The following is a 16314-nucleotide window of genomic DNA, read 5'->3' as shown; positions in this document are numbered from 1 at the left end:
TCTTCGAATATAAATTTTGGATATTATTTGGTAACCTTTCTGAAACTGCATCGTCACACGTTTACAAAGTACCCGCGACAGCGTTCCGCTCATGAATTCGGATGAACTGAAGAAATCGGAGTTTGAGATAATTGATAAGATCCTGAACGGTTCCAGAGATCGGTATAGCGTGCTTATTGACCGGTACGCGCCGGTGGTGTTTCATGTGGTGCGCCGGTTTGAGAGAGACGAAGATGAGGTGGAAGAGCTGGCTCAGCAGATATTTGTTAAGGCGTATGAGAAACTGGGCAAGTTCAATAAAAATTCAGCGTTCTCTTCATGGCTTTATATGATAGCTATGAATCACTGTCGTGACTACGCAAAAAATATCCGCAGGCAGAATAAACGATTCAGTGAGTTTGAAGCGGGATATCTGGATAATCTCTTTAAAGAGGATAAGACACCGTTTAAGCGTTTGGAGATGAAGGAGTGGAAAGAGCTGCTGGCCAGTGCCCTGGATGGCCTTTCGGCTGAATATGCAGAGCCGTTTCTATACAAATACAGAGATGGTATGAGCTATGAAGTAATGTCGGAACAGACCGGGGTGTCGGTGAGCGCCCTGAAAGTACGGGTGCACCGCGCAAGGAAAGAGTTGAAATACAGGTTAAATAAAGAGGTTCAATGATGAATGAGAATAGTTATCAATTCGACAGGCAGGAAGAACTGTTTCGGCGCTATCTGGATGGTGAATTGAGTTCCGGTGAGGAGCGTGAGGCTCTTCACATGATTGCGGATAGTGAAGAAATGCGTGAGATGCTAAGGTTTGAAAGATCGCTCAGCATGGGCTTTTTGCAGATGCAGGACCCGGGCTCATTTACGGTTCCCGATAATTTCAAAGATTCTGTTATGAACAGGATTGAACAGGCCGAATCTGCGCCTGAAAAAACAGAAATTTCAAAGAATAAGTCCGCAGAGCCCCTTTCAATATTTAGAAAAAGAACCGTCACATTTCACCCTGTACTGGCAGCTGCTGCGATGATTTTGATATCCTTTGGATTCGGATATCTGCTGTTTACTCAAATGCAGCCGGCTGCGGGCGAAGGGTTTGATGGGGAAAGACAAACAGAGATCCAGACTATTTCCGGTTCTGAGGCAGAATCGCAAATATGGATTCGTTTTGTCTACTTTGATGAATCTGCCGAAACGATTGAAGTTGCCGGTGATTTTAATGATTGGGAACCCACGGAGCTTTCTCGTGAGATTATGGATGGCCGTCAGGTGTGGACCGGCATGATCCCTGTTACACGTGGTGAGCACAAATATATGTTTGTGAAAGATGGTGAGGAGTGGGTAACAGATCCGCTCGCAGAGGTTCAGCAGGACGACGGCTTCGGCAATAAAAATGCGGTACTCTATTTATGAGAACTATTTTCTCAGCCATGATCATACTTTCAATCATACCGATTCAGAGCTACTGTCAGAGTTGGCAGGGTGTATTGCTTTTGGATACCAGAAGCGGGTATACAGGGAATGCCTATCTGAACCCATACTTTGCTGAGTGGGACCGAAGCGGGGAATCAGGTTACTTCATGGGTGCATCGTTGGGACAAATCTCTTATGCTGCCGACAAATTTTCTACAGAAGCTACAGCAGGTTACGTATACCAGCCATTCTTTGATGAGCGCGATACATGGACCGGATTATTTACTTCACTGTCGGGCCGGTACAGGATTTCAGACCATGTTTCTGCCGGAATGGAAACAGGCGCCAGTTATTTTTCGACAATCTTAAGACGCGATCTGTTTTGGCTGCAGCCTGTCATCACTGTAACACCATCACTTTTTACGCAGCTTCGATTCAAGGCGGGGTCCAGCTTTAGAACATTGCACAATTTTGATCCAGACGGGTCAAATGTCAGTGACCGATACGATAGTTACACCATTGAAATTGAAACCTGGCCTGGTTTCAGATGGCAGGTCCGTTCTGCCTTGTATGGAAACATTGCGGACCCTTCGGCAAATATAGGTCTCAGGTCAATTGTTGAGCACAGGATCGACAGGTCGTTTAGAGTCAACATTAATGCCGGATTTGAGCGATTTGGATATACTATAACCTCGGAAACAGGCGGTGGGGGCGGATTTCCGCCGATTGGTAACCCGGGAGGTGAATTGACCACGTCGGAAGCTGATTTTCTATTGAGAGGAGGCCTCGGGGCTGCATGGCAGCTGAATCGTAACCTGTCATTTTTGTTTCAGGGTGATCTGCTGAACTACAGCTCATCGGCATCCGGTGAATCGTTTACGGATATCCATGTTACGGCTGGCGTTCGTGTTTCTTTGTTTCCTTCAATTGGAGATAAAGACAGGGCGGATGTGGAGTGGACATCAAACGGTACGCAGCAGGTGTTTGTACAGCTCAATTACAAGGGCGATGGCCGGCTTTTTATTACCGGCGATTTTAATGATTGGGATAAACCGGGAGTTCCGCTCTCTAATCAAAACGGAAACCGGTACGCCGCCCGCCTTGAGCTGGAACCGGGTGTGTATGAATACAAAATATTGCTTGTGGAAGGATCTGATGAAAACTGGGTGGAACTGTCAGACGAAACGTACACCGTTACCGACAGTTTTGGCGGTACAAACGGAATGATATTTATTGATTAAAATTGTGGGAACCATGAATACGTACAGTACATATTTCAAGATTGCAGGTGCCTGCCTTATAGGGATACTTTGGCTTTTCAGCACAAACGTTGTGAACGCACAAATTTCACAGGATGCGATGAACCGGGCCATTGAGGCGGGCGTTGATCCTGTTCGTCTGGATCAGCTTGGTGAGCGTGCCGTCCAGAGCGGCATAAGCAGCGAGGAGCTGTTGCGGATTCTGGAACCGGCTACAGCCATGGCGGGTGAGAATCTGCCCTACGAACTCATTTTTGAAAAGGCATTTGAGGGCATGTCCAAAGGTGTACCTGTCTCAAGAATGCAGCCTGTGCTGGCCTCTATTGCCTCCAGTTCTTCGCAGGCGGCCGGGATTACCGACAACTGGGTGCAGAGGCCAGGGGTGCAGCGGATGCTCTCACGCGATGGGAGGATGAGTCAGCAGCGGTTTCGCAATGAAATGATCCGCGCCGGTTCAAAAGGGCTGATGCAGAGCATGGACCGAGAGGTGTTGGTACAAACCCTGGAGGAGGTAGCAGGGGGGCCCGCCCTTGAGCGATCGAGTGCCTCAGGTATTGTAACGGCGATCAGCATTTTGAGTGATCTGCCTACCGCAGCGAGCGAACCTGCAGCGACGGCCCGGATGGTTGTGAGTGCGCTGGAGGGAGGGTTTGAGTCGGAGGATCTGCTGAAACTTCCCGGAGCGATGAACATGGCGCAGCGCCGCAGCAGGTTGCCTGCACAGGCAGTGGCCGAGGGTCTGCGAAGACAGCTGCAGGGAGGCTCTCCTGCGTCTGATATCCTTCAGAATTTGTTTAACGGAAACGTGGGGGGAGGCCCCCCCGGTAACTTGCCCCCCGGACTTGATGGAGGGCGCCAGGGAAGGGGACAGGGACCTCCCGGGTAACAGAATTGAAGTAATAGGAAAAAGGGCTGACGACGTTGTTGGCCTTTTTTTTTGCTTGAGGGCCGGTGATTAAAGAAATGTAACGTGATCGGAAGTTGATCGTCCTATAGGTGCATAACAACAATTATCCATTTGATTAAAAATACGATAAAATGATAGAATCACTTAAATCATTAAAAAGAGTCGTTGCAGGAATTGCAGCACTAAGTTTAATTCTGATAACCGGTTGTTCCCTGAACAGCGACCCGGGTGTCGGAACACTACAGGTGAAGCTGCATGATAACGCAGCCGATTATGAAGAGGTAAATATTCTCGTAGAGCGTGTGGACGTGAACAATACTAGCGGTGATGACGGCTGGCAAACAATTAGTGAGCCCAATGAAACCTATAACATACTTGAGCTTATCAATGGCCAGTTTGAATTGATTGCAAATGCACAGCTTGAAGCGGGTATCTATGAGCAAATTCGGCTTGTAGTGAGCAGGGATCAGAACACGGTTGTAAAAGACGGGCAATCCTACGGCCTTTTTGTACCCAGCGGTGCAGAAACAGGCGTAAAACTTAATATAAATGCAGAAATCGAAGAGGGAATTCAATATGTCCTCCTGCTCGATTTCGATGCGGAAAAATCGGTCGTGGAAACAGGTGCGGCTGACAACCCCGGATTTATTCTGCAGCCTGTGATCAGAGCCACTCCCGAAGCAATTTCCGGTAATATCGGTGGTACCGTATCGCCGGTTGAAGCAAACGCTGCAGTATATGCCATTACGGGCTTTAATACTCCGGAAGCCGACACCCTCTCAACTACCTATGCAGATGAAGTGACCGGAGAGTTTCTTCTGGTAGGTCTCGAAGAGGGAACATATACGGTATCGGCAGATGCAAACAGTTACGGTCCCGTATCAGTTGAAAATGTAGAAGTAACGATAGGTGAGACCAACGATGTCGGAACAATTGAACTGGGTACCGCCCAGTAGACGACGAATACCCCATTTGTTAAATTTCCCAAAAAAGGCCCCTCTGATCCGGGGCCTTTTTCTTTTTGTGCTATCTCTGAAAATGCAAAATCATCAGGCGCCAACCACATTCCAGTAACCATTTCCTTCACAGCTCGTCTTACATTCTCCAAATAATGAACGAGAGGAGAGATGTTTTTTATAACAAAAAGAATTAGAAAATCGGGTTCGGTGCTGTTTTATCATCTTTCCGCTTTACTGATGATGGTGATTATAGCCCCGATGAGCACGAAAGCACAGGTCAATTCAGATGCGTCTGAACACGCATTGGAAGCGGGCGTTGATCCTGTTCGTCTGGATCAGCTTGGTGAGCGTGCCGTCCAGAGCGGCATAAGCAGCGAGGAGCTGTTGCGGATTCTGGAACCGGCTACAGCCATGGCGGGTGAGAATCTGCCCTACGAACTCATTTTTGAAAAGGCATTTGAGGGCATGTCCAAAGGTGTACCTGTCTCAAGAATGCAGCCTGTGCTGGCCTCTATTGCCTCCAGTTCTTCGCAGGCGGCCGGGATTACCGACAACTGGGTGCAGAGGCCAGGGGTGCAGCGGATGCTCTCACGCGATGGGAGGATGAGTCAGCAGCGGTTTCGCAATGAAATGATCCGCGCCGGTTCAAAAGGGCTGATGCAGAGCATGGACCGAGAGGTGTTGGTACAAACCCTGGAGGAGGTAGCAGGGGGGCCCGCCCTTGAGCGATCGAGTGCCTCAGGTATTGTAACGGCGATCAGCATTTTGAGTGATCTGCCTACCGCAGCGAGCGAACCTGCAGCGACGGCCCGGATGGTTGTGAGTGCGCTGGAGGGAGGGTTTGAGTCGGAGGATCTGCTGAAACTTCCCGGAGCGATGAACATGGCGCAGCGCCGCAGCAGGTTGCCTGCACAGGCAGTGGCCGAGGGTCTGCGAAGACAGCTGCAGGGAGGCTCCCCTGCGTCTGATATCCTTCAGAATTTGTTTAACGGGGGGCAGTCAACGGGCCCTCAGGGGAATATCCCTGCAGGTTTGAAGGCGTCAAAACCTTTTAAGACGGGTAGTGGAATATTTTGAAAAAATAATTGTAACCCATTTCAGCATCGGTCGTCATACGGCCATAGATAAAGAGAACTGCGCAGTTGTATGGAACCATACAATTACATTTGCGCAGAAAACAATAGAACAAAAAAGTAACGTAACAATGAAAAAAGTCATTTCAGCACTTATTGCCCTGAGCGCCATTCTTTTTGCCGGCTGCTCCATGGATGTGGAAACAGGAACAGGAAGTCTAAAAGTGCTTCTGCATGATGCGCCGGCCGACTATGAAGCCGTAAACATCTTTGTAGAACGTGTAGAGATTAATAATACTGAGGGAGACGAAGGTTGGCAGGTGATCAGTGAACCGAACCAGTCTTATGATATCCTGCAGTTGACCAATGGAAACTTTGAGCTGCTGGCTGATGTAGAACTTGAGCCAGGCTTTTATCCCCAGATCAGGCTTATTGTCAGCCGCGATGAAAATTCTGTTGTGGTAGACGGTGAAACCCGCAGCCTGTTCATCCCAAGCGGAGCACAGACGGGAGTCAAGATCAATGTGGATGCGGAAATCAGGGAAGGTATTGAATACACCATACTGCTCGATTTTGATGCGGAGAGAAGTGTTGTAAAAACCGGTCAGGCCCCGTTTCCCGGATTTCTACTTAAACCGGTAATCAGAGCGTCAAATAGAGCTGAAACCGGAAATATTGCAGGAATAGTGACTCCCTTTGAGGCAAGAGCCGCTGTATTTGCCATCGCTGGCGACGATACGCTCTCTACAACCTATGCCGACGAAGCGAATGGCGAATTTATGCTGGTAGGCTTGGAGGAAGGCTCCTACAAAGTTTCAATAGAGGCTCGCGAGGAAGGATATGAGCCAAAAATATTGGATGATGTAACTGTTGAAGTAGACGAAACTACAGATGTTGACACCGTTGAACTGGATACAACGCCCACTGAGTAGTGGTTGACTGTTTTAATTCGATGTTGAGAGAGAAGTAGAAAAACCTGCCGGTGATTAAATGGCAGGTTTTTTTATACTTTTTCGAACGCAAAAGTATAAGTGTGAAAATAGTTTGCCAATCTATAAAAAAAATGTGCCTTACGCGGGCACGGCTTGCCCGGCATGAAATTCGGCAATGGAGCTTTTCCTGACGGGTTTTGCGAATAGTGTAGCAGAGGTGCTTCCCGTGATTTCAACTTCTACGTAGTCTCCTTTTCCAAAATCGAGACGATCAAAAACCACCATTTTATTGGTATCGGTTCGGCCTGATAGCTGCTGGTCCGATCGCTTGCTTTCACCTTCAACCAGCACCAGATGCCGCCGGCCGGCCTCGGCCTCATTGCTTTTCTGCTGTATATTCATCTGCTGTTTGATGATCTCTGATAATCGCCGTTTTTTCACTTCCTCCGGAACATTGTCCTCATATTTACGGTGAGCGAGGGTCCGTTCGCGTTCGGAATAGGCGAACATGTAGGCCAGATCGTACTCCACAATCTTCATCAGACTCATGGTTGCCTGGTGCTCCTCTTCGGTTTCATCACAAAAGCCGGCGATAATATCCGTTGAGAGTGATACACCCGGAATAATCTCTCTCATGCGATCAATAAGCTTCAAATACTGTTCTCGGGTATAGGGGCGGCGCATTCTCTCAAGCATGGTATCGCTGCCGGCCTGCGCCGGTATATGGATATAATTGCACAGGTTCGGGCGTTCCGCAATGAGATGAAGAAGTGGTTCCGGAAAATCCTTGGGGTGGGGAGATGAGAACCGGAAACGGATTTCGGGATTGGCCCTGCTGGCCTCATCCATCAGCCTTGTAAAATCAATGCCCTCGTAATTGTATGAGTTTACATTCTGGCCAAGAAGGGTTACTTCCTTGTATCCCTGTTCGCGAAGCTGTTCAACTTCCCTGAGTATGCTGCTCATCGGCCGGCTTCGTTCGCGTCCGCGCGTAAAGGGCACCACGCAAAATGCACACATATTGTCGCATCCGCGCATGATAGATACAAACGCCGTAACACCGTTGCCGCTGGTTCGAACCGGAGTGATATCCGCATAGGTTTCTTCAAGTGAGAGCAGCACATTGACCGCCTTCCGGCCGTCGTGTACTTCTTTGAGCAGATTGGGAATGTCACGGTAGGCATCAGGTCCCACGACAATATCCACCAGCTGCTCCTGTTCAATAATTTGTTCCTTGATCCTCTCCGCCATGCAACCCATCACGCCGACCGTCAGCTCACCCTTTTCTTTTTTAAGTGATCTAAACTCCTTCAGCCGGTTCCAGACACGGGTTTCAGCGTTTTCCCGGATAGAACAGGTGTTCACAAAGATGATATCCGCTTCTTCGGCAGACTGAACCGGATCCATGCCATTGTCCATCAGAATGGAGTTTACAACTTCGGTATCGGCGAAGTTCATCTGGCAGCCGTAGGTCTCTATGTAAAATCGTTTGTTATCCATCTATCCGGTTTGCACATCATTTTGGAAGTTCTCGGAATTCAGCGAGCGAAAAGATACAAAATATCACAGCGGTTGTCACCATTCTCCCGGTTAATCGCGATCCCATCAGTCTCCAATCCTCAGTACAGTCGGGCGCGGCTCATCACTCATTCTGAGCCAAAGGCTGTTCAACCGGATAAATCGCGTCGAAGAGGCAAGCTACTCACCGGATTCAGGATCGGGATTGCCAAAAATAAACAGAGCATCGTTATCGGATCCGCTGCGGGAGCTGAAATCCCCGTCTGAGGAGCGGGTAAAGCCTGAAAGTGCAAAGTCACCATTGTCGAGCTCAATCAGTTCAGTAGCTCGTTCATCATTGCTGCCGCCCAGTCGGACACTAAAAAGTGAGGTTCCGTCACCGTCTGCTGTCAGCAGAAAAAGGTCGAAGCCGCCCTTGTTCAGGCCGGCAATATCGCCGTCAGGTGAGGTCGTTTCACCCGCAATCCTGTAGAATCCGTCTGCAGTTTCGGTCAGGCCGGAAGCCCTGTCAATGCCCGATCCTCCATAGGTGCTTACCCACTCAATGGCCCGCGCCGTGTTCAGTTTCATAATGAATGCGTCAAAACCGCCGCGGTTGATTGAGTCGAAATGAAATGTATTGGAGCTGCTGGTACCTGCAATTGCAAATCCGCCGTCTGTGGTGGAAATGATGGAATTGCCTATATCGACACCCGACCCGCCATAGGTCGTAACAGCAAAGAGGGCACCGTTCAGTTCCGACTCAAGTATGAAAAAGCTGGTCTGGCCGGGCTGTACATTACCGAATGTACCGTCTGTTGAGCTGAAGGAGCCGGTAACCGCGATTCTGTTTTGAATGCTGATGGTCAGGTCTGTTCCTTCGTCGTCGGACGTTCCACCATAGGATCTGAACCAGGCCGGCTGCCCGTTGAAATCGGTTAGGATTAAAAAAATATCGGAGCTGGTATTGTTTCGAAATGAAAAGTTACCGTCAATCGACCGGGTATACCCTGTAATGACATACCCTCCCTCAGGACCCTCTGCAACAGCCGTTGCCTCCTCGTCATTGAATCCGCCATATGTTCGGGCCCAGATAAACGTGCCATCTGCTGAAATTTTGACCAGGGCAATATCCCGGTTTCCCCTGCTCAGTCCGCTGAATGTGCCAGTATTGCTGGCCGAATAACCTGCAATTACAAAATTTCCTTCCGTATCCTCAAGCACATCGGTGGCACCGTCCATGTTGTTGCCGCCAAAAGACCTGATCCAGGCTACCTCTCCGTCAGCATTCAGTTTTGCGGCGTACATATCTTGTGACCCGACAGACAACCCCCCAAAATCACCATTTACAGAAGTAAATGATCCTACAACCAGAAAGCCTTCATCAGAGGTTCTGATGACGGAAGCGGCTGTATCGTCAGCCGATCCGCCAATAATTGTTGATGCGACCAGGGTATCCTCATCGTCATCGTCGCCCGGATTGGTGACAGATACTGCATCGCAGCCCCAAAAGAGGATGGCAGCGACAAGAAGAAGGATGAAATTTTTCAGAAAAAGATTCATCTGTAAATATTGTTTGGTTTGTCGCCGGAGTCAGTGTTTGTTATGGCTCCACGATTTCAACAAGTTCAATCTCAAATACAAGAACGGCTCCCGGCAGTATTCCCTGAGGGGGATTTGTACCGTAACCGATATCGGACGGTATAAAAATTTCATAGACTGAACCCGGAGCCATCAGCTGCAGACCCTCTCTGAATCCGGGTATAACGGATGATACGGAGAATTGAACCGGACCATCCTGTGACTCGTCAAATACAAAACCGTTCGTATAACTGCCGGTGTAATTCACGCTAACTGCGTCATCTTCCTGAGGTGCCTCTCCCTGTCCCTCCGTAATAATCCGGTACTGAAGGCCGCTGTTTGTTTCCGTGATGTCCTGATTTTGCGCATTCTGGCTGAGAAACTCATCCGGTTCAATCAGGAAAGAGTCGAGTTCCATATTAAAAGAAAATACCCTGCCGTCGCCCGTGGCAAGGTTGGATGGCAGAACAAATTCGTACTCTGCACCGGCAGACATCAGCTGAATGCCTTCTGCAAGGCCTCTGAATGTGGTCATCTCTTCGGGCAGGAAAATATCAAGTTCTTCGTTAGTGGAAAATGCGACCTCGCCATCTACGGAACTGCCTTCATAACGAACAAAGCTGAACAGGTTCTCATCGGGTGAATCTCCCTCACCCGGCTCAATAATACGGTAAAGCAGGCCGCTGTTGGTTTGCTCTACATCGTCCCGCTGACTGAACTCCTCATAGAAGGCGAGATCAGCCGTATCATCGTACTCCTCAACGGAAGAGTTCAGGCAGCCGGTGGTTATCAAAAGAATCAGTGGGAATAAAAGCTTTTTCATCAGGTTGAATTGAGTCAGATTAAACGGTTTACTTTAAAATTGGTTTTTGTGCCAAATCATTGCGCGCCGGAGCTGCATGCACCTGTCCAAAAGCCTGGGATCATGCAAAATTGAAGACCGGCACTCCTTTTACAGGATTACATAACGGGGTAATTGTTTCAGCAGTACCTCAATTTTTAACATGGCTTCCGGTACATCATTTTCAAGCCGGTCAATCAGGCCGTTTTCATAAAAAAGCTCATCGTCGCATCTTTTCCAGAAAGTACGCTGCCGGTCAATAATCTCTATAGCGTCTGTTATGGAACCGGGTTCAAAAAACAGAAGTTTCCGGTGCAGCTCTTCGAGCCTGTCGCTGATCCGGCCTGCAAGGGCTACAAAAAATGACGGCTTCTTGTCGGCGCTGCACATCATATTGTGAAGGCTGAAGGCGTCCTTACGGATGGAAATACACAGAGAAATCAGGTTATCCCTGCGAATAATGTCGGGTTCAGAAGATCGGTAATAGCGGAAGTTCCTGGCCAGTTTATGCCCGGTAATCAGCGCCAGTGCAGAAGCCGCAGCTGTGAATTCGTAAATCTCGGATTTGTTCAATTCGGCCATTCAGAAGGGTTTTCTCTCCAGGCATTCAGCAGATCAAGATCATTTTCCTCGATTCTGCCCTCATCGACGGCCACTTCAATCAGCGTCTGATAGTCTGTGAGGCAATAAACGGGGATGTTGAGGTTGTTGAACTTTTCCGTGGCTTTTTCAAATCCATACGTAAAGATACTTAGTACACCGCGAACTTCAGCGCCGATAAACTGCAGGGCTTCGATTACGGATACTGCCGAGCCGCCGGTTGAGATAAGGTCTTCGATAACAAGCGTTGACTGTCCCTTGTCTACCCCGCCCTCTATTTGATTGCCGAGTCCGTAGGATTTGGCTTTGGCCCTTACATAGGCCAGAGGTTTATTCAGTGAACCTGCAACCCAGGCGGCATGCGGAATACCCGCTGTGGCTGTGCCGGTTATCACATCCACATCGGAAAAATGCTTTTCGATAATGCGGATGAGTCCTTGTGAAATTTCTTTTCTTATTTCCGGGTAGCGGAGCGTTAACCGGTTATCGCAGTAAATGGGTGAGTTCCATCCGGATGCCCATGTAAACGGTTCGTTGGGACGCAAAACCACTGCATTGATGTCGAGCAGGTGTTTGGCAATTTTTCTTGCAAAGTCCGGGTCGAGAATTATATAGTTTTCTGTTGTATCTGTCATGCCTTGTCTTCTTTATCAGTAAAAAGGGAAACGGCCTTATTTTCTTTTTTTCCGTTATCCGGTATAAGTTACAAAACTGAAATTAAGCGTCTGTTATGGATATATTTATTTAGAAAAGGGTAGCCTTTAGCGTAAGGATCAGTTCCGTACAGATCGTAGCATATAAACCCGCCAAAAGATCATCACCCAATATACCAAATTTTCCCGGTAATTTCTGAAGACGGTCAACTCCGAACGGTTTCAGGATATCAAATACCCTGAAAAAGAAGAAACCTGTAAATAAGTGGAAGAGATCCGGAAAAGATGAGTGAAGAAGCGCAACTGGTACAAATACGAGTGCCTGGCCTGCACATTCATCCATAACAAACTCTGGAGGATCATCCCCAAATTCATGAATATTGTGATCGGCAGCCCATAGCGAAAGAATGATGGCGATGAATGCAAATGCAGGAATTCCCCACATGGGAGATAAAAGCCAGGAAAAATAGAGCAACGGTAGCGTTGCCGCGCTTGCCCAGGTTCCGGGAGCTTTTGGTAGAAATCCAATACCCAATAAGGTACCGGTCAGTATTTTGGGACTGCTAAGCATTCTTTCCCGCAGTAGTAACAAACATTTTTCTGTTAACAGCCAGGTATTCAATGCCGGAATAGACGGTGATTGCTGTAACTGCGATCATACCCCAGTAAAACAGATCCAGTTCGTAAACAGACCGAACCATCTCTCCAAAACCTCCCCCGAAAAGCACAAGAAAACCAAAGAGCAGTGCTGTATATAAATAAATCATCTGTATGGCTGTTTTGACTTTTGCAGAGGAACGGGTCTGCATGGTCAGGTTCCGTCTGTCAGCAAAAATGCGAAGCCCGGTGATGCCCAGATCTCGTATAACAATAAGCACAATAGCCCACCAGGGAAACTGCTCCGGGCTCAGAAAAGGAAGGCAAACAAACCCGGCTATCGTCAGAAATTTGTCTGCGAGAGGATCCAGAAAAATCCCGAACTTGCTTTCAACCCGGTACTTCCGGGCAATATAACCGTCAAAAAAATCGGTGAGTGCGGCAACGGCAAAAATAACCAGACTAATTCCCCTCAGCCAGATGTCATCCTGGATGTAGAGTAGCAAAAAGACAGGGGCCATCGCCATCCGAAAACTGCTCAATATGTTCGGTAAACGTTTCACGCTGAAAGGTAAACATTCTTAACAAACAATTTGAAAGTGAACCCGTTGATTTTCTATCTGGGTCGTTCGCTCTAAAAATTTCATACAAGCATCCGAAACTCCTATTTTCATCTCTTATGAGAAAAGCGTGCATTATTTCTATCGGCAATGAATTATTGATAGGTGATACGGTGAACACAAACGCATCGCGCATTGGGGCGATGCTCACCGAATGGGGTTTTCGCGTGGAACAGGTATTTACGATACCGGACGATTATGAGCTGATCAAGTCAAAGCTGGAAGAAGCGACGTCATATGCAGATCTTACCATCGCCACGGGTGGCCTGGGGCCTACGCATGACGATATCACAAAAAAAGTGGTTGCTGATCTTTTGGGTTCGGATATGGTTGAAGACGACCGGGTTATCAAGCATATCAGGGATATTTTCAAGCGCCGCAACTTCACATTCAGCCGGTCGAACGCAGAACAGGCTATGATACCTGAGGGGTGTGAGGTTCTCTTTAACAATAAGGGTACGGCACCGGGGCTTTGGTTTAAGCATAATGGAAATGCGGCAGCAGTTCTGCCCGGTGTACCGCATGAGATGACTTTTCTGATGGAAAAGCGGGTGCTGGAAAAAGCAGAGGCTGAATTTCCGGGACAGGATGTTTGGGTTACCCGGTATTTTAAAACGTCCGGGGTTCCGGAAAGCAGCCTGAGTGAACAGATCGGCGACCTGGGAAGTTATCTGAATAATGGGGTCAGTGCCGCTTTTTTGCCCGGTGCCGCAGGAGTTACCATCCGGATCAGTGCAAGCGCAGAGGATGAGCTATCGGCGAAAAGGAAGCTGGACAAGCTTGAGTCAAAATTGTACGAGCAGGTTGGTGATCTTATCTGGGGCGAAGGCCGTGACCTTGAACTGGCAGATGTTCTCGGTGAAATGCTTGCCGAACAAAACCTGACCCTCGCGGCGGCTGAAAGCTGTACGGGTGGATTATTGTCAAACAGAATCACCGATATTCCGGGAAGCAGCCGGTATATGAAAGGCGGCATCGTGGCCTACGCAAACGATATCAAAGTAAATCAGCTTGGGGTTAATGAGACGCACCTGGACAATTTCGGAGCTGTAAGTGCACAGGTGGCAATACAGATGGCGGCCGGCGTTTCACGGCATTTCAATGCGGATATCGGGGTCTCAACCACGGGAATTGCAGGCCCGGGCGGCGGTACGCCGGAGAAGCCGGTCGGAACTGTATGGATGGGTTTTCGGATCGGGGATGAACGGTTTGCGCTGAAGGCGGTACTGACCAGCGACCGACTGCTCAACAAAGAGAGAACGGTCACCATTGTTCTTGAAACGGTTCGCCGCAGGCTGCTTGGACTGGATGGTTATCCCTATAATCTGAAACCGGTGACTCTTTGAACCTGATTGCCGTACTCATATCGGTCTTTTTAATCCAGCCGCAGGATACCATACCGCCCGTTCAGCCGGATACCCTGAGCCGGTCGATGCCTGATACCGTTCAGCAGGTACAACCGGCTTTTCCCGATACACTCAATGCGGCTTTTCCTGACACGTTAAACCCTGCCTTTGCAGATACACTGAATGCCGATTCGGAACCCGAGGAAGAGCCGCTGGAGCCCATCATATTCTGGACCTATACGTCACCTCCGGCGTTTCGTACGGCCGAGACCGACAGCACTATCCGCTGGATAAATATGGTCAACTTCTTCGAACGGTATCATGATGAAAAGGGGGTGATAACCTACAGGATGGGAACCACCGGCAGGCTTGATGCGCTTGAACTTCACGCGTTCGAAACACGCCATATGCAGCTGGAAATGGAAGGACTGAGGCTGAACGATCCGCTTACGGGAAACATGAACTGGAACAGGCTGCCCACACAAAAAATTTACATGTTCCGGGAAGATGCCTACGGTACGGCGTACCGATCACGAGTCAGGCTTAAAGACTACTACCTCACAAAGCCCCGCACCTACCTTAATTTCGATGAATCAAAATATAATTACAGAAACCTGGACTTTGTTTTCACACAGAATGTGAGACAGCATACGAACCTGGAGCTCTCTTTTTGGGACAGGCGTGATGGAATTGGTTACCCGCGGTCGGACCTTGAGGGCCGGCAGGCTGCAGCATTGCTTTACCATCAGATCAATCCCTTATGGATGGTTAAAGCAGGTTATCTGAACAATGCAATCGACCGGAGGGAGTCGTTTGGTTATTCGGTTAGTGATCCTGCCTTTTTTGCATTCAACCGCTTTACGGAGACACCCAATCAGCCCGGTGCAGAATCCAATAGTACATCGAGTGATATCTGGTTGCAGGTTCATCACAGGGGCAGGCCCGATGAGGAAGTGTCAACGGAACTGGGTTTGCATTATCAGACGGACAAATGGTCTCTCAGCTATACGGCCGATACAGTTTCCACTGTCTTCAACCGGGCAGAAATTTATGCCCGGAAGCAACTCCGTACGGGTGATTTTCAGCTTGAAGGCACAGGACGGGCTTACTACCTATTTGAAACCGAAAAACAGAATCTTTCAGATAGCTCGTGGCTCGGCTGGCGATTTGACATGGACGCGTCTCAGCGAATTTTCAGCCGGCTGGCACTTTACCTGAATGGAAGCCTGGAGACCCTGGGAGAAGCCGGAAATACGGGGGAATTATCAGGCAGGCTGACACTGACCCCCTTTCGCGGTACCGAACTATCTGTCTACGGCGGTCTGCTGAGCAAAGCACCGGACCTGCAGGCACTCTATTGGCAAGCGGACGATTTTTCAGGTAACTCCGGGCTGAACGATGAAGAATCGATCAGCATTGGAGGTGAGCTTAAAACAGGATTGTTGGGCCGGTTTTCATTTGGACTGCGCGGGGACTGGAGAGAAACAAATTCAGCGGTTTTTGTGGATCCATCAGGACAATTTGTAAATGCGGATCTGTACAGGATGCTGAGTGCAACCGTGTGGGCCGGATTGAATACCCGAATATTTGAGGGTGAAGTCTCTGCCACCCTGAAGCAGTATCTGTCAGACTCGCAGAGCCCCGTGAATACGCTGATTGGCAGTGCGGGTGAAAGATCGTTGCTTAAAGGGCACCTGTACTGGAAGAATTATGTGTTCAACCGGGCCGCATTTGTTACTGCCGGAATTTCAGGCCTGTTTTCACCGAATGCTTATCGCACAGCAGAGTATCTGGTGCCCCTTAACAGGTGGCAGCATGCAACCCATATCAACCGGTTTCAGGGAGGGGGAACAAATACGTTTTTCAACCCTTCCTATTATCGGGCCGACCTGGATGTATCGGCACGTATCCGGTGGTTTATGCTGCTGCTGAAATGGGAAAATATATTTGACCGGATGAATCAGGCAGGCTACTTTGAAACCACCGGTTACCCGATGCCGGAAAGACGGTTTATGCTGGGTTTGCGAATATTATTCACCAATTAATTA

16 protein-coding genes are annotated in these 16314 nt (G+C 48.8%); 9 read left to right on the top strand and 7 right to left on the bottom strand.

Annotated features, from left to right (window positions below; translation table 11 throughout):
• Positions 1 to 91: 91 nt before the first annotated feature.
• The 7 genes from DDZ15_RS14500 to DDZ15_RS14470 all read left to right on the top strand — a co-directional run bounded on the left by DDZ15_RS14500 (position 92) and on the right by DDZ15_RS14470 (position 6531).
• The gene (locus tag DDZ15_RS14500) at positions 92 to 664 is read left to right on the top strand and encodes an RNA polymerase sigma factor (RefSeq protein ID WP_109647842.1); all 573 of its coding nucleotides are present in this window, start codon (positions 92 to 94) and stop codon (positions 662 to 664) included.
• Positions 661 to 1401 (top strand): isoamylase early set domain-containing protein, encoded by a 741-nt coding sequence (locus DDZ15_RS14495; RefSeq protein ID WP_109647841.1) that lies wholly within the window; start codon positions 661 to 663, stop codon positions 1399 to 1401. Before DDZ15_RS14500 ends, DDZ15_RS14495 begins: the two co-directional genes overlap by 4 nt.
• Positions 1398 to 2642, top strand: a complete 1245-nt coding sequence (locus tag DDZ15_RS14490; RefSeq protein WP_109647840.1) for a glycogen-binding domain-containing protein — start codon at positions 1398 to 1400, stop codon at positions 2640 to 2642. Before DDZ15_RS14495 ends, DDZ15_RS14490 begins: the two co-directional genes overlap by 4 nt.
• A 13-nt stretch (positions 2643 to 2655) precedes the next feature.
• A complete protein-coding gene (locus DDZ15_RS14485; protein WP_146198607.1) occupies positions 2656 to 3546 on the top strand; it encodes a hypothetical protein in 891 nt (296 codons plus the stop codon).
• Positions 3547 to 3698: 152 nt separating this feature from the next.
• A complete protein-coding gene (locus DDZ15_RS14480) occupies positions 3699 to 4523 on the top strand; it encodes a DUF4382 domain-containing protein (protein ID WP_109647838.1) in 825 nt (274 codons plus the stop codon).
• A gap of 171 nt (positions 4524 to 4694) precedes the next feature.
• Positions 4695 to 5603: a hypothetical protein gene (locus DDZ15_RS14475; RefSeq protein WP_109647837.1), complete on the top strand. Its 909-nt coding sequence runs from the start codon at positions 4695 to 4697 to the stop codon at positions 5601 to 5603.
• A 127-nt stretch (positions 5604 to 5730) separates the two neighbouring features.
• Positions 5731 to 6531, top strand: a complete 801-nt coding sequence (locus DDZ15_RS14470) for a DUF4382 domain-containing protein (protein ID WP_146198605.1) — start codon at positions 5731 to 5733, stop codon at positions 6529 to 6531.
• Positions 6532 to 6669: 138 nt separating this feature from the next.
• Here DDZ15_RS14470 and miaB read toward each other — a convergent pair whose 3' ends face one another.
• From miaB to pgsA, 7 genes are all read right to left on the bottom strand, one after another.
• A complete protein-coding gene (miaB, locus tag DDZ15_RS14465) occupies positions 6670 to 8031 on the bottom strand; it encodes a tRNA (N6-isopentenyl adenosine(37)-C2)-methylthiotransferase MiaB (RefSeq protein WP_109647835.1) in 1362 nt (453 codons plus the stop codon).
• A 198-nt stretch (positions 8032 to 8229) separates the two neighbouring features.
• Entirely contained in the window at positions 8230 to 9591 is a 1362-nt protein-coding gene (locus DDZ15_RS14460) for a hypothetical protein (RefSeq protein WP_109647834.1), read from the bottom strand.
• Between the two features lie 40 nt (positions 9592 to 9631).
• Entirely contained in the window at positions 9632 to 10432 is an 801-nt protein-coding gene (locus DDZ15_RS14455) for an FKBP-type peptidyl-prolyl cis-trans isomerase (RefSeq protein WP_109647833.1), read from the bottom strand.
• A gap of 129 nt (positions 10433 to 10561) precedes the next feature.
• Positions 10562 to 11032, bottom strand: coding sequence for a hypothetical protein (locus DDZ15_RS14450; protein ID WP_109647832.1), 471 nt, complete (start codon positions 11030 to 11032; stop codon positions 10562 to 10564).
• On the bottom strand, positions 11020 to 11685 hold the full coding sequence (gene pyrE / locus DDZ15_RS14445; protein WP_109647831.1) for an orotate phosphoribosyltransferase: 666 nt from the start codon (positions 11683 to 11685) through the stop codon (positions 11020 to 11022). Before pyrE ends, DDZ15_RS14450 begins: the two co-directional genes overlap by 13 nt.
• 109 nt (positions 11686 to 11794) lie before the next feature.
• A complete protein-coding gene (locus DDZ15_RS14440; protein ID WP_109647830.1) occupies positions 11795 to 12274 on the bottom strand; it encodes a phosphatidylglycerophosphatase A family protein in 480 nt (159 codons plus the stop codon).
• Positions 12267 to 12863, bottom strand: a complete 597-nt coding sequence (gene pgsA / locus DDZ15_RS14435; protein WP_278336133.1) for a CDP-diacylglycerol--glycerol-3-phosphate 3-phosphatidyltransferase — start codon at positions 12861 to 12863, stop codon at positions 12267 to 12269. Before pgsA ends, DDZ15_RS14440 begins: the two co-directional genes overlap by 8 nt.
• Positions 12864 to 12979: 116 nt before the next feature.
• On the opposite strand from pgsA, the gene DDZ15_RS14430 reads away from it, so the two are divergent.
• A complete protein-coding gene (locus DDZ15_RS14430; RefSeq protein WP_109647828.1) occupies positions 12980 to 14266 on the top strand; it encodes a competence/damage-inducible protein A in 1287 nt (428 codons plus the stop codon).
• A complete protein-coding gene (locus tag DDZ15_RS14425) occupies positions 14263 to 16311 on the top strand; it encodes a hypothetical protein (RefSeq protein ID WP_109647827.1) in 2049 nt (682 codons plus the stop codon). The genes DDZ15_RS14430 and DDZ15_RS14425 overlap by 4 nt, the downstream gene beginning before the upstream one ends.
• Positions 16312 to 16314: the final 3 nt, after the last annotated feature.

The organism is Rhodohalobacter mucosus (assembly GCF_003150675.1).
In the GTDB taxonomy this organism is placed as follows: Bacteria; Bacteroidota; Rhodothermia; order Balneolales; family Balneolaceae; genus Rhodohalobacter; species Rhodohalobacter mucosus.
Note: the sequence above shows the minus strand (reverse complement) of the source record. Positions and strands in the feature narration are given on the sequence as shown.

Excerpts from the sequence above, each read along its gene's own strand:
- DDZ15_RS14470 (WP_146198605.1), top strand. The coding sequence starts at position 5,731 with ATGAAAAAAGTCATTTCAGCACTTATTGCCCTGAGCGCCATTCTTTTT.
- DDZ15_RS14450 (WP_109647832.1), bottom strand. The coding sequence starts at position 11,032 with ATGGCCGAATTGAACAAATCCGAGATTTACGAATTCACAGCTGCGGCT.
- DDZ15_RS14490 (WP_109647840.1), top strand. The coding sequence starts at position 1,398 with ATGAGAACTATTTTCTCAGCCATGATCATACTTTCAATCATACCGATT.
- DDZ15_RS14455 (WP_109647833.1), bottom strand. The coding sequence starts at position 10,432 with ATGAAAAAGCTTTTATTCCCACTGATTCTTTTGATAACCACCGGCTGC.
- miaB (WP_109647835.1), bottom strand. The coding sequence starts at position 8,031 with ATGGATAACAAACGATTTTACATAGAGACCTACGGCTGCCAGATGAAC.
- pyrE (WP_109647831.1), bottom strand. The coding sequence starts at position 11,685 with ATGACAGATACAACAGAAAACTATATAATTCTCGACCCGGACTTTGCA.
- DDZ15_RS14440 (WP_109647830.1), bottom strand. The coding sequence starts at position 12,274 with ATGCTTAGCAGTCCCAAAATACTGACCGGTACCTTATTGGGTATTGGA.
- DDZ15_RS14500 (WP_109647842.1), top strand. The coding sequence starts at position 92 with ATGAATTCGGATGAACTGAAGAAATCGGAGTTTGAGATAATTGATAAG.
- DDZ15_RS14480 (WP_109647838.1), top strand. The coding sequence starts at position 3,699 with ATGATAGAATCACTTAAATCATTAAAAAGAGTCGTTGCAGGAATTGCA.
- DDZ15_RS14475 (WP_109647837.1), top strand. The coding sequence starts at position 4,695 with ATGTTTTTTATAACAAAAAGAATTAGAAAATCGGGTTCGGTGCTGTTT.
- DDZ15_RS14485 (WP_146198607.1), top strand. The coding sequence starts at position 2,656 with ATGAATACGTACAGTACATATTTCAAGATTGCAGGTGCCTGCCTTATA.
- DDZ15_RS14460 (WP_109647834.1), bottom strand. The coding sequence starts at position 9,591 with ATGAATCTTTTTCTGAAAAATTTCATCCTTCTTCTTGTCGCTGCCATC.
- DDZ15_RS14430 (WP_109647828.1), top strand. The coding sequence starts at position 12,980 with ATGAGAAAAGCGTGCATTATTTCTATCGGCAATGAATTATTGATAGGT.
- DDZ15_RS14495 (WP_109647841.1), top strand. The coding sequence starts at position 661 with ATGATGAATGAGAATAGTTATCAATTCGACAGGCAGGAAGAACTGTTT.